The organism is Streptomyces sp. NPDC003691, assembly GCF_053981115.1.
Genome location: NZ_JBSFNQ010000037.1, coordinates 1 through 11,684, shown reverse-complemented (window position 1 = coordinate 11,684; position 11,684 = coordinate 1). Strand labels below are relative to the sequence as shown.

General features: G+C 73.1%; 11 protein-coding genes. 5 read left to right on the top strand and 6 right to left on the bottom strand.

Annotation, left to right across the window (positions count from 1 at the left end; translation table 11 throughout):
• Window positions 1-105 precede the first annotated feature (105 nt).
• Window positions 106-996, top strand: a complete 891-nt coding sequence (locus tag ACWDR0_RS18765) for a GNAT family N-acetyltransferase (protein WP_456352801.1) — start codon at window positions 106-108, stop codon at window positions 994-996.
• Window positions 997-1,154: 158 nt separating this feature from the next.
• The gene (gene treZ / locus ACWDR0_RS18760) at window positions 1,155-3,050 is read left to right on the top strand and encodes a malto-oligosyltrehalose trehalohydrolase (RefSeq protein WP_456352800.1); all 1,896 of its coding nucleotides are present in this window, start codon (window positions 1,155-1,157) and stop codon (window positions 3,048-3,050) included.
• Window positions 3,051-3,143: 93 nt separating this feature from the next.
• Here the strand turns inward: treZ and ACWDR0_RS18755 are convergent, their stop codons facing one another.
• The 6 genes from ACWDR0_RS18755 to ACWDR0_RS18730 form a co-directional block, all read right to left on the bottom strand.
• Window positions 3,144-4,166 carry a hypothetical protein gene (locus ACWDR0_RS18755; protein ID WP_456352799.1) on the bottom strand — a complete coding sequence of 341 codons (1,023 nt, stop codon included), beginning with the start codon at window positions 4,164-4,166 and terminating at the stop codon, window positions 3,144-3,146.
• Window positions 4,167-4,345: 179 nt separating this feature from the next.
• Window positions 4,346-5,002 (bottom strand): nucleoside/nucleotide kinase family protein, encoded by a 657-nt coding sequence (locus ACWDR0_RS18750; protein WP_456352798.1) that lies wholly within the window; start codon window positions 5,000-5,002, stop codon window positions 4,346-4,348.
• A 10-nt stretch (window positions 5,003-5,012) separates the two neighbouring features.
• Complete coding sequence (gene msrB / locus ACWDR0_RS18745; RefSeq protein WP_456352797.1) at window positions 5,013-5,426, bottom strand: peptide-methionine (R)-S-oxide reductase MsrB; 414 nt, start codon at window positions 5,424-5,426, stop codon at window positions 5,013-5,015.
• A gap of 26 nt (window positions 5,427-5,452) precedes the next feature.
• Window positions 5,453-6,862, bottom strand: coding sequence for a UDP-N-acetylmuramate--L-alanine ligase (gene murC / locus ACWDR0_RS18740; RefSeq protein WP_456352796.1), 1,410 nt, complete (start codon window positions 6,860-6,862; stop codon window positions 5,453-5,455).
• Window positions 6,863-6,922: 60 nt separating this feature from the next.
• Window positions 6,923-7,393: an indole-3-glycerol phosphate synthase gene (locus ACWDR0_RS18735; RefSeq protein WP_456352795.1), complete on the bottom strand. Its 471-nt coding sequence runs from the start codon at window positions 7,391-7,393 to the stop codon at window positions 6,923-6,925.
• 107 nt (window positions 7,394-7,500) lie between these two features.
• The gene (locus tag ACWDR0_RS18730) at window positions 7,501-8,313 is read right to left on the bottom strand and encodes a pyrimidine reductase family protein (RefSeq protein WP_456352794.1); all 813 of its coding nucleotides are present in this window, start codon (window positions 8,311-8,313) and stop codon (window positions 7,501-7,503) included.
• On the opposite strand from ACWDR0_RS18730, the gene zapE reads away from it, so the two are divergent.
• The 3 genes from zapE to ACWDR0_RS18715 all read left to right on the top strand — a co-directional run bounded on the left by zapE (window position 8,312) and on the right by ACWDR0_RS18715 (window position 11,601).
• Complete coding sequence (zapE, locus tag ACWDR0_RS18725; protein ID WP_456352793.1) at window positions 8,312-9,427, top strand: cell division protein ZapE; 1,116 nt, start codon at window positions 8,312-8,314, stop codon at window positions 9,425-9,427. The two genes, ACWDR0_RS18730 and zapE, sit on opposite strands and share 2 nt — an antisense overlap.
• Before the next feature lie 126 nt (window positions 9,428-9,553).
• Window positions 9,554-9,979 (top strand): OsmC family protein, encoded by a 426-nt coding sequence (locus ACWDR0_RS18720; protein WP_456352792.1) that lies wholly within the window; start codon window positions 9,554-9,556, stop codon window positions 9,977-9,979.
• Window positions 9,980-10,239: 260 nt separating this feature from the next.
• Window positions 10,240-11,601, top strand: coding sequence for an alkaline phosphatase PhoX (locus tag ACWDR0_RS18715; RefSeq protein WP_456352791.1), 1,362 nt, complete (start codon window positions 10,240-10,242; stop codon window positions 11,599-11,601).
• Window positions 11,602-11,684 lie beyond the last annotated feature (83 nt).

The window sequence follows — 11,684 nt, the reverse complement described above, 5'->3', positions numbered from 1 at the left end:
AGTTCATCCACACCCCGCGCTCCCTCCCTGTCTATCGGGCGTTCAACGACTGATTCCCGGGAGCGCGGACCATCGTTCCGCATTTCTTCCGGAGGAATCCCTCTTATGACCGAGCTGGTCATCCGCGCGCTCTCCGAGAGCGACGCCCATCTCTTCCACACCCTGCCCGACCCGCTGGGCTTCGGCAGCTCCCTGTCCGATGTCACCCACCGCCCCGAGTGGCAGCGGGTCGCCCTGCGCGACGGCCGGGTCGTCGCCCGGGCCGCCTGGTGGGGCGCCGCCGCCGACACCTCCCCCGTCAATGTCAACTGGTTCGACTTCGCCGACGGCGAGGAGGAGGCGGGCGCCGAACTGCTCCGCAGCGCGCCGTACTCCGTCGGCTACGACCTGCTGCTGCCGCCCGGCTGGCGCGAGGACCCCGTGCTCAGGGCAGCGGGCGAGGCCCGGATCCGGGCCGCCGAGGCGGCCGGGATGCGGGTGCTCGTGGAGCGCTACCGCTACCGCTGGACCACGGAGAACGGTCTGCCGGAGCGTCCCGGGCGGCTGGTGTTCCGCCCGGAGCCCGACGACGAGGTGATCCTGGACGTCCTGCGGCGCGTCCACTCCGTCACCCTCGACGCGCACGCCCTGCGCGCGATCGAACAGGGCGGCCTCGACCAGGCGGCCCGTGAGGAGCTGGACTTCTTCCACTGGGCGCCCTCGCCGCGCGAGTGGTGGCGGCTGGCGTACACACCGGAGGGCGAGCGGGTGGGCCTCCAGATCCCCGTCCATGTCCCGGCCGGACCCGCGGTGGGCTATATCGGGGTGCTCCCCGATGCCCGCGGCCACGGTTACGCGTACGACCTGCTGGTGGAGTGCCTGCACGACCTCGTGGCGTACGGCGCCGAATCCGTGCTGGGCGCCACCGACCAGCCGAACGTCCCGATGGCCAAGCACTTCGCCCGGGCGGGCTTCCCGGTGCTCCAGGAGCGCGTCGACCTGATCCCGGGGGACTGACCGCGGAGCGCTGAGCCCGGGAGACCGGGCCCGGCGGCGGGGGTGCGCCGGTGACGGCGTACCCCCGTCCGCTCCGGTACGCGCGCGCCCCGCACGGCCCCTTGCCAGGATGGACCGGACGGACCGGACGGACGGCCGTCGGACGAGGAGGGTGCCCGGTGCGGTTCGAGGTGTGGGCGCCCTTCGCGCGCGACCGGGTCGTCCTGCTGCTCGACGGCCGGGGCGATGGTCAGGGCGACGGGGGCGGGAATGCGGGCGGAACGGGTGACACCGATGTGCCCATGGCGCCGGACCCGGACCGCCCCGGCTGGTGGGCCGCGGAGGCCCCGGCGGTCGACGGCACCCGCTACGCCTTCGCCCTGGACGGCGGCCCCCCGCTGCCCGACCCGCGCTCCCGCAGGCTGCCCGACGGGCCGGACGGGCCGAGCGCGGTCTTCCTCCCGGACACCCACGTCTGGCGGCACGAGCCGCCGGAGCGGGGTCTGCGCGGCGCGGTGCTGTACGAGCTGCACATCGGGACCTGGACCCCCGAGGGCACCCTCGACGCCGCCACCGCCCATCTCGGGGACCTGGCGGAGCTGGGCATCACCCAGGTGGAACTGCTGCCGCTCTGCCCGTTCCCCGGGGTGCACAACTGGGGGTACGACGGGGTGGCGCCGTGGGCGGTCCATGAACCGTACGGCGGGCCGGCGGCGCTGAAGCGCTTCGTGGACGCGGCCCACGGGCACGGTCTCGGCGTCGTCCTGGACGTCGTCCACAACCACCTCGGCCCCTCCGGGAACCATCTGCCCGCCTACGGCCCGTATCTGACGGACGCCCACCGCACCCCCTGGGGGCCCGCGGTCAATCTGGACGGGCCCGGCTCGGACGAGGTGCGGGAGTATCTGCTGGGCAGCGCGCTGAGATGGCTGCGGGAGTTCCGGATCGACGGGCTGCGGCTGGACGCCGTGCACGCGCTCGCCGACGACCGGGCCCTCACCTTCCTGGAGGAGCTTTCCGCGGCCGTGGACCGGCTCGGGAGCGAACTCGGACGGCCGCTCTTCCTGATCGCGGAGTCCGACCGGAACGACCCGCGGACCACCACTCCGCGCGCCGCGGGCGGCCTGGGGCTGCACGCCCAGTGGAACGACGACTTCCACCACGGTCTGCACACCCTGCTGACGGGCGAGTCCCAGGGCTACTACGCCGACTTCGCGGCCGATCCGCGGGCCGCGCTCGCCCGCTCCCTGACCCGGGTGTGGTTCCACGACGGCACGTACTCCTCCTTCCGCGGCCGGACCCACGGACGTCCGGTGGACCCGGCGGTCACCCCCGTCCACCGGTTCGTGGGCTTCGCCCAGTCCCATGACCAGATCGGCAACCGGGCGGCCGGGGACCGGCTCTCCGCGCTGCTCTCCCCCGGGCTGCTGGCCTGTGCCGCGGCCCTGGTGCTGACCGGGCCGTTCACCCCGATGCTGTTCATGGGCGAGGAGTGGGGGGCGGGCACGCCCTGGCAGTACTTCACCGATCACACCGACCCGGAGACCGCCCGGCGGGTGCGGGAGGGGCGGCGGGGGGAGTTCGCGGCCCACGGCTGGTCCGCCGGCGAGGTCCCCGATCCGCAGGACCCGGCGACCCGGGACCGCTCCGTCCTCGACCGCTCCGAACGGACCCGGGAACCGCACGCCCGGCTGCTGGCCTGGCACCGCGAGCTGATCGCGCTGCGGCACGCCCGGCCGGACCTCACGGATCCGGACCCGGCGACGGTGGACGTGTCGTACGACTCCCCCGGCGGTACGAGCGGCGGGACGGCCGGTGGTACGGGCGGCGGTGCGGAGCACGGGACGGACGTCAGCGCGGGCGGCGGGACGGACGGCGGGGACGGCCGCCCGGACCGGTTCGTGGTCCGGCGGGGGGAGCTGCGGATCCTGTACAACCTGGGGCGCTCCCCCGCGGGTTTCCCGGTCGGCTCGGGCGCCCGGGTGCTGGCGTCCTGGGACCCGTCCCCCGGCCCGGACGCGGCCGGGGAGCTGGTGCTGGGCCCGGAGTCCTGCGCGGTGGTCCTGGCGCCGTAAACCGTCCGTGGCCGGTGGCCCGGGCGGACGGCAGCGCCGGGCCGCCGGACGGCCGGTCCCGTGGGACGGCCGGTCCCGTGGGCGGTCCGGTCTTCAGTCGGTGTCGTCGCAGTCGCCGACGAGCCGTTCCAGCAGCTCCTGGAACTCCTCGCCGACCACGATCCGCAGCCCGTCACCGCTGCCGTTGCCGGTCCCGTCACCGCGGCCGCCGTCGGGGCCGGCGCCGAAAGCCCGGTCGCCGTCCCGGTCGTGGTCGCTGAGCTGGGTGAGGGTGCCGTGGCGCCACCAGTAGAGGTACGGGGAGATCGCGCCCGGGGTGTCCGCGTAGCCGGAAGCGGCGAAGGACGTCATGGCGTTGAGCGCGGGGATCAGCCCGGCGTCCCGGATGACATGGAAGGCGAGCCGGTGCCGGAAGGGGAAGGCGACCAGGGCGCCGTCGGGCGTCATGGTGCCGCCGGTCACCTCCCGTACGACGCTCTCCAGGGTCAGCACCCGGCTGGCGGTGTAGAAGGAGTCCCCGGCGACGACCTCGAAGCGGAGACCGTTGTCGCCCTTGACGGTCTCATGGGCCTCCAGGGGAAGGCCGCGCAGATTGTAGAGGGCCTGCTCGCGCAGGTAGGGCAGGCGGCCGAGGGGTTCGAGGGCCTCGTCGGTGAGCATCATGACGCTCTCGGGGAGGTCGAGGGCGAGGACCTCGTAGAGCCCGGACGCCAGCGCGCGGGCGTAGCCGAAGTTCTCCCGGTCGAAGCCGTCGGCGCTGAGCACCCGGGGGTAGAGCTGGGAGCGGATCTGTTCGGTGGAGAGGGTGTCGAGCGCGGAGGGCGCGTCCATGGTCCGGAGCACCATGCCGACGTGGCGGCGGACCAGTTCGGGCCAGGAGCGCGGCCCGCGGTCGTCGTTGTGGAGTACGGCGGCCAGGTTGACCAGGCCGAACTGGCGTCCGGAACTGTCGACGACGACATCTGCGTAGACCGTCACCTCCAGGCCCCGTTCGGCGAACGCCTCCCGCACCTGGGCGCGGAAGCGGGCGCCCTCGTCGGCGGAGAGATAGAGAAACTTGGCATCGCGGGGCGCTTCGCTGCTGTCTCGCCTCGGCCCGCGCCGGAACAAGCCCACGTCAACCGCCTCCCACTCGACCGGCCCGCATCGGTTCGAGACTACCGACCCGGCCCGCCCGGATCGGCAAAGATCCGTTCAACGCATCCGTACGCACGGGTAGCCGCCGGGGGCGCCGGTCCCGGGCGGGTGCCGGTACGGACGTCGGTACGGACGTCCGTGGGGCGTCCGTGGGGGCGTCAGTAGGGGAGGACGACGAGGTCGGCGCGGTCGCGGCCGCGGGCCACCAGCCGGGCGTTGGCCTCGTCGGACCGGTCGACCCAGCGCCGGGCCTCCTCGGGCGCCCGGCCGAAGGCGATATGCCGGGCGACCAGGCGGCGCACCCGGTCGGCGGGGTCGGGCTCGGCGTACCAGACCTCGTCCAGCAGGGGCCGGACCCGGGCCCAGGGGCCTTCGTCGTGCAGCAGGTAGTTGCCCTCGGTGATGACCAGCGGTACCTCGGGCGGGACCGGCACGGCCCCGGCGACCGGCTCCTCCAGGGCCCGGTCGAAGGCGGGCGCGTAGACGGTGACCCCGGGCTCCGGGGTGCGCAGCCTGCCGAGCAGGGCGAGGTATCCATGGGCGTCGAAGGTGTCGGGAGCGCCCTTGCGGCGGGCCCGGCCGAGCCGCTCCAGCTCGGCCCCGGCGAGATGGAACCCGTCCATGGGGACGACGACGGCCGCCCCGGGCCCGAGCGCGGCGGCGAGCGCCGCGGCGAGGGTGGACTTCCCGGCGCCGGGTGCCCCGGCGATGCCGAGCACCCGCCGCCGACCGTCCCGGGCCAGCCCCCGGGCCCGCTCGGCGAGCGGGGCGGGCAGTACGGAGCGGGGGGCGCCGCGCGGCGGTGTCGCGGTCATCTCCGGCCGCTCAGCCCTGTGCGGTGTCCGGGGTCAGATTCAGGGAGATCGAGTTGATGCAGTACCGCTGGTCCGTCGGGGTCGAATACCCCTCCCCTTCGAACACATGTCCGAGATGGGAGCCGCAGCGGGCGCACCGGACCTCGGTGCGGACCATGCCGTGGGAACGGTCCTCGATCAGCTCGACCGCGTCGGAGTCCTTGGGGTCGTAGAAGGACGGCCAGCCGCAGTGCGAGGAGAACTTGGTGTCGGAGCGGAACAGCTCCGCCCCGCACGCCCGGCAGGAGTAGACGCCTTCGGTGGTGGTGTCCGTGTACTCACCGGTGAACGCCGGTTCGGTGCCGGCCTGCCGGAGCACCTGGTACTCCGCCGGGTTCAGCTCGGCGCGCCACTGCTCGTCCGGCTTGTCGATCTCGTACGCCATGGGAACCGCTCCTCGGGTCGACTGCCTCAGGGGGCCGGGGTCCGGGCCGCGAGCCGGTCCAGGATCACCGGACCGAGGTCCGTGACGTCCCCGGCGCCCATGGTGAGAACGAGATCACCGGGCCGGGTCATTCCCGCGACGGCAGCGGCCACGGTCCCGCGGTCGTGGACGGGGGTGGTGTCGGCGCCCGCCGCCCGGGCCGCGTCCACGATCAGGGCGCTGGTGATGCCGGGGATCGGGTCCTCGCGCGCCGGGTAGATGTCCAGCACCACCGAGGCGTCGGCGAGGGCCAGCGCCTCGCCCATCTCCTTGCCCAGCTCCCGGGTGCGGGAGAACAGATGCGGCTGGAAGACGACGAAGAGCCGGGCGTCCGCGGCCGCGCCCCGCATCGCCTCCAGATCGGCGGTCATCTCGGTCGGGTGGTGGGCGTACGAGTCGACGACCCGCACCCCGGCCTCCTCGCCCTTGAGCTGGAGCCGGCGCCCCACTCCGGTGTAGGCGCGCAGGGCCCCGGCCAGGCCGTCGGCCGGGATACCGAGGGCGGCGCCCGCGGCGAGCGCGGCGACCGCGTTGAGCGCGTAGTGGCGGCCGGGCACGGAGACCGTGAAGGTCAGCTCGGCGCCGTCGAGAAGGACGGTGACCTCGCTGGTCAGCCCGGAGGGCACGATCCGGAGCACCCGGACGTCCGCGGCCGGGGACTCGCCGTACGTCACCACGTTCAGGCCGTCCCGGCCGCGGACCCGCCGGGCCAGCTCGACGGCGCCGTCCTGGTCGGCGAAGACCACCAGGGTGCCGCCCGGGACGATCCGCCCGGCAAAGGTCTCGAAGGACTCGTGGATCTCGTCCAGGGAGGCGTAGTTGGCGTGGTGGTCCAGTTCCACATTGAGGACGATCGCGACCTCGGGGGCGTACTTGTGGAAGCTGCGGTCGCTCTCGTCGGCCTCGGCGACGAAGATGTCGCCCTCGCCGTACCGGGCGTTGGTGCCGGGGCCCGCCAGATCGCCGCCGATGGCGTAGGACGGGTCGAGCCCCAGCTCGGTGAGGGCGACGGCCAACATGGAGGTGGTGGTGGTCTTGCCGTGGGTCCCGGCCACCGCGATCGGGCGCAGCCCGTCCATCAGGGACGCCAGCGCGTCGGAGCGGTGGACCACGGGCACGGCCAGCTCGGCGGCGCGCAGCAGCTCCGGATTGTCGGCGCGGATGGCGCTGGAGACGACGACGCAGCTGGCGTCGGAGGCCAGATGTCCGGCCTCGTGGCCGATGTGGACGGTGGCCCCGAGGGCCCGCAGGGCATCCGCCGTGGGCGACTCCTTGGCGTCGCTGCCCGCCACCTTCGCACCGCGGCCGGCGAGGATCTTCGCGATGCCGGACATCCCGGCGCCGCCGATGCCGACAAAGTGGGGCCGTTCCATGGCGGTGGGGATGGCGGATGCCATGCGTGTTCTGCCTTCCTGGTGGGTCGCCCGGCAGGTCGCTCTTCCGGCCGGGCCCCCACCCTATTCGCTGTGGGCGAAGAGCTTGAGCACCGGGACGCCGACCTTGTGGCGCGCCCGGGAGGCCCAGTCCCGGTGGAAGAACTCCTCCACGTAGTGCGGCTCGGTCAGCACGATGACCTCGTCGGCGTTGGAGTCCTCGACGACGGTCTTCAGCAGGTCGAGCGGATGCTTCTCGACGACCTGCCCCACCGCCTCGGATCCGGCCGAGCGCAGGGCCCGCAGGGAGTGCTCCAGGGCCAGCCCGGCGGGGCCGAGCGCGTCCTTGCCCCCGGGTTCCTCCCCCTCGCGGACGGCGTCCTTCAGCTCACCGAGGGCCACATCGTCGATGGCCCGCAGCAGCACGTCCGCCTGGGCGCCGCGCGGCTGCATCAGCACGACGAACGAGACACCCTCGTCCCCGTGGAGGGTAGTCACAAAATCCACATCGGCGGACGTCAGGGGCTTCTCGATCATCAGTACGCTTGTGAACACGTTCAGGAGCCCTTCTGCGGAAACCATCCTTCCCCGTGACCGCACGGGGTCTGTGGGAGTAAGTCTGCCCAGCCGGAGCTAACCGGAACGGGAAATTCCGCTGATTGTCAGATGCGACGGTATCGGGTGAAAAGGAAGCCCGCCTCTTCCAGTACGGACACCAGTGCGAACCGTTCCGGTACCGCCACCCCGGGGCCGTTGGTGATCCGTTCCGCGTCCCCCGACGTGAGCAGGGGCGCCACCGTCAGACAGAGTTCGTCCAGCACCCCGGCGGCCACGAAACGGCCCAGCAGCCTCGGGCCGCCCTCGGTGAGCTGACGGGTCAGCCCGCGGTCCGCCAGCGCGGCCACGGCCGCCGCCGGGTCCACCCCGGGGCCCTCCCCCGCCACCACGACGTCCGCACCCGCCCGGCGGGCCGCCCGGACCCGGTCAGCGGGCGCCCCGGCCCCCGTCAGGATCAGGGTGGGCACCAGGGGCTCGGTGAACAGCGGCGCCGCCAGGTCCAGCTCCAGCGAGGCGCTGACCACCGCGATCGCGGGAGCGGGTGCCTGCCCGGCGGCCGCCCGGCGGGCCGCGAAGGCATCCCGGGCCTTCGCCGGGCGGTAGCCCTCCTTGCGGACCGTCTCGGCACCGGCGATCACCACATCGCTCAGTCCGCGCAGCACCCCGAAGATCCGCATATCGGCCGCGCAGGACAGCGGCTGCGAGGCGCCCCCGTGCTGGGCCGCGCCGTCCAGCGACGAAACCATGTTCCCGCGCAGCCAGCCGCCCGGGCGGGCGGCCTCCGCGACCGGCCCGGAGGAGGCGGCTCCGGGGTAGGCGTACAGCTCCGCCAGCTCCTCCAGCGACCACTCCCGGTCGCCGCTCGGAGAGCCGGGGGTCTCGGGTGTCTGATCGGTCACAGGGAGCAGGCGTCGCATGTCATGCAGTCTCGCACGGCCCTTACAGTGGGGAACTGTGTCGACCAGTGCCACCAGCAGCCCCATAGAACCCGGCCCGCCCCGTTCGCTCAGCGAGCACCGGCCGCAGCTCTCCGTCGAGAGGCTGGTGGACGAGCTGGAGCCGCCGTGGCGTTTCGAGGCGGTCCGGTTCGACACGTACATCCCGGATCCGAACCACCCCAGCCAGGCCGAGGCGGTCACCGCGCTGGCCGCCTTCGCCGCGGGGATCGGCGGCGGGGCCGCAGCCGGACCCCGGCGCTGGTTCTCCCGGAAGCCCGCCGCGCCCACCGGGCCGCGCGGCGTCTATCTCGACGGCGGCTACGGCGTCGGCAAGACCCATCTGCTGGCGTCCGTCTGGCACGCCGCACCCGTCCCCTCCCACCAGAAGGCCTTCGGGACCTTCGTCGAGCTGACCAATCTGGTCGGCGCGCTCGGCTTCCAGGAGACGGTCCGGGTCCTGGGCGGCTACAAACTGCTCTGCATCGACGAGTTCGAGCTGGACGACCCGGGCGATACGGTCCTGGTGTCGTCGCTGCTGTCGAAGCTGGTCGACGCCGGTGTCTCGCTGGCCGCCACCTCCAACACCCTGCCCGGAAAGCTCGGCGAGGGCCGGTTCGCCGCCGCCGACTTCCTCCGTGAGATCCAGGGTCTGTCGGCGCATTTCCGGCCGCTGCGGATCGACGGCGAGGACTACCGCCACCGCGGGCTGCCCGAGGCACCGCCGCCGTACGCCGACGAGGTCGTCGCCAAGACCGCGCGGACCGCGTTCGGCGCCTCCCTGGACCACTTCCCCCATCTCCTCGGGCACCTCTCCCAGGTGCACCCCAGCCGCTACGGTGCGCTGATCGAAGGTGTGCAGGTGGTCTGTCTGACCGGGGTGGAGCCGGTGCCGGACCAGTCGACGGCGCTGCGTCTGGTGGTGCTCGCCGACCGGCTGTACGACGCCGAGATCCCGGTGGTCGCCTCCGGCGTCCCCTTCGACCAGCTGTTCGGCGAGGACATGCTGCGCGGCGGCTACCGCAAGAAGTACTACCGGGCGATCTCCCGGCTGACCGCGCTGGCCCGGGACGCCAAGGGCCTCGACGGCGCCTGAGCGGGCCGCGGGCCGCCCCGGGCGGGCCGGAACCCGCCCGGCGGCGGGTATCCGGTTTCCCGCAACCGGGCCCCGACCAGTAGGTTCGAGGCGCAAACAGCGTTCCATCAGAAGGGATTCCACAGCATGGCCACGACTCGCACGGCGCACACGGTCTGGGAAGGCAATCTGCTCCAGGGCTCGGGCAATGTCACCTTCGACTCGTCCGGCATCGGCACCCAGCCGGTCTCCTGGCCGTCCCGCGCCGAGCAGGCCAACGGCAAGACCAGCCCGGAGGAGCTGATCGCGGCGGCCCATTCGAGCTGCTTCTCGATGGCGCTCTCGCACGGCCTGGCGGGCGCGGGCAACCCGCCCACCCGTCTGGAGACCAAGGCGGACGTCACCTTCCAGCCGGGTGAGGGCATCACCGGCATCCACCTGACGGTCCGCGGCGAGGTCCCCGGCATCGACGCCGAGACCTTCGCCGAGGCGGCCGAGGGCGCCAAGAAGAACTGCCCGGTCAGCCAGGCCCTGACCGGCACGACCATCACGCTCACCGCCGAACTGGTCTGACGGGTCCGACACCCCGGCCGGAGGAATCGGCCGAAGATCCTCCGGGGTACGTCCAGTTTCAGACGACACAGCTTTCCCAGTGACCCGCACGGTTCACGCGCCCACCAGGTGCGTGCTACACACGTGCGGGTCACTTTTTTGTGGCCCCCGTCACTCCAGCACCTTCCCCCGCACCGCTCTCCGCCCGACGTTCCCTTTTGTTCAGTGTTGTTTCGCGTTGTTCCGCCTGTCATTTCTCTGTCCCCACAGGGAGTTGCCCCATGCCGGAAACCACCCGTCGCAGTGTCCTCGCCCGCACCGGAGCGCTGGGCGCCTCCATCGCTTTCGCCGGAACCCTCTCCGAACTCTTCGCCGGTACGGCCGCTGCCCACGGCCGCGGCGGCTACGGTCCGCTCGTCCCCGACCCGGCCGGTCTGCTCGACCTGCCGGAGGGATTCCGCTACCGCGTGCTCTCCCGGGAGGGCGAGCCGCTGCGCTCCGGCGAGGGTCTCGTCCCCGGCAACCACGACGGCATGGCCGCGTTCCGCGGCCGCCGCGGCCGGACCCATCTCGTCCGCAACCACGAGAACGACCCCACCGACCCGCTGCCCGTCCCCGCCGTGCCCGGCCTGACGTACGACCCCGCCGCCACCGGCGGCTGTACCGTGCTGGAGCTGGACGCCGACGGCGACGTGCGCTCGGAGCGGGTCGCGATCGCCGGTACCGCGGTGAACTGCGCGGGCGGACCCACCCCCTGGGGCACCTGGCTGACCTGCGAGGAGGACGAGAGCCGGGCCGGGACCAACGGCTACACCAAGGACCACGGCTTCGTCTTCGAGGTCGACGGCGCGGACCCGTACCGATCCGGAGCCGTACCGCTGACCGCGATGGGCCGCTTCGACCACGAGGCGGTCGCGGTCGACCCGCGGACCGGGATCGTCTACGAGACCGAGGACGCCCGCAATCCCTTCGGCCTCTTCTACCGCTTCCTTCCCGAACGCCCCCTCGGCGGCCGGGGTTCGCTGCGGGCGGGCGGGGAGCTGGAGGCCATGCGGGTCCCGGGCGTGGCCGACCTCGCGGCGGTCACCGTGCCGGGGACCTCGTTCGGCGGCGTCGAATGGGTGCCGGTGCCCGACAGCCAGGCGGTACAGACCTCCGTACGCGCCCAGGACTACGGCCCCAAGGGCATCACCCGCGCCCAGAAGCTGGAGGGCGCCTGGTGGGGCGGACGGTCGGTGTACTTCGTCTCCAGCTACGGCCGCACGCGCCAGGGCGCGGCGAGCGACCACTTCGGCCAGGTCTGGAAGTACGAGCCGGACCGCCGCCGGGTGACCCTTGTGGTGATCTTCGGTCCGGAGACCGGGATCGACACCCCCGGCGAGTCCCCGGACAACATCTGTCTCGCCCCCGGCGGCAATCTGATGCTCTGCGAGGACGGCAAGGGCGCACAGCACGTGTACGGCGTTTCGCGGCGCGGCGAGATCTACGAGATGGCCCGCAACCGCCAGAACATCGGCACCCCGGAGCTGCCCGAGTGGGGCGAGTTCGCGGGTGTGGTGTTCTCCCCCGACGGCGAGACCATGTACGTCAACTGCTACCGCCCCGGCACGACGTTCGCGATCACGGGCCCCTGGCACGACTGACCGTGCGGCGCGCCCCGGCCCGACTCGGTGCGCCCTGACCTGCGCGTCGAACTCGGGCCCCGGGTCGGTCTTCCGGTGCAGTG

Bases quoted from the DNA above. Each gene is read 5' to 3' on its own strand.
- ACWDR0_RS18765 (WP_456352801.1), top strand. From the start codon at position 106: ATGACCGAGCTGGTCATCCGCGCGCTCTCCGAGAGCGACGCCCATCTC.
- ACWDR0_RS18730 (WP_456352794.1), bottom strand. From the start codon at position 8,313: ATGCGACGCCTGCTCCCTGTGACCGATCAGACACCCGAGACCCCCGGC.
- ACWDR0_RS18750 (WP_456352798.1), bottom strand. From the start codon at position 5,002: ATGACCGCGACACCGCCGCGCGGCGCCCCCCGCTCCGTACTGCCCGCC.
- ACWDR0_RS18720 (WP_456352792.1), top strand. From the start codon at position 9,554: ATGGCCACGACTCGCACGGCGCACACGGTCTGGGAAGGCAATCTGCTC.
- msrB (WP_456352797.1), bottom strand. From the start codon at position 5,426: ATGGCGTACGAGATCGACAAGCCGGACGAGCAGTGGCGCGCCGAGCTG.
- murC (WP_456352796.1), bottom strand. From the start codon at position 6,862: ATGGCATCCGCCATCCCCACCGCCATGGAACGGCCCCACTTTGTCGGC.
- ACWDR0_RS18715 (WP_456352791.1), top strand. From the start codon at position 10,240: ATGCCGGAAACCACCCGTCGCAGTGTCCTCGCCCGCACCGGAGCGCTG.
- zapE (WP_456352793.1), top strand. From the start codon at position 8,312: ATGTCATGCAGTCTCGCACGGCCCTTACAGTGGGGAACTGTGTCGACC.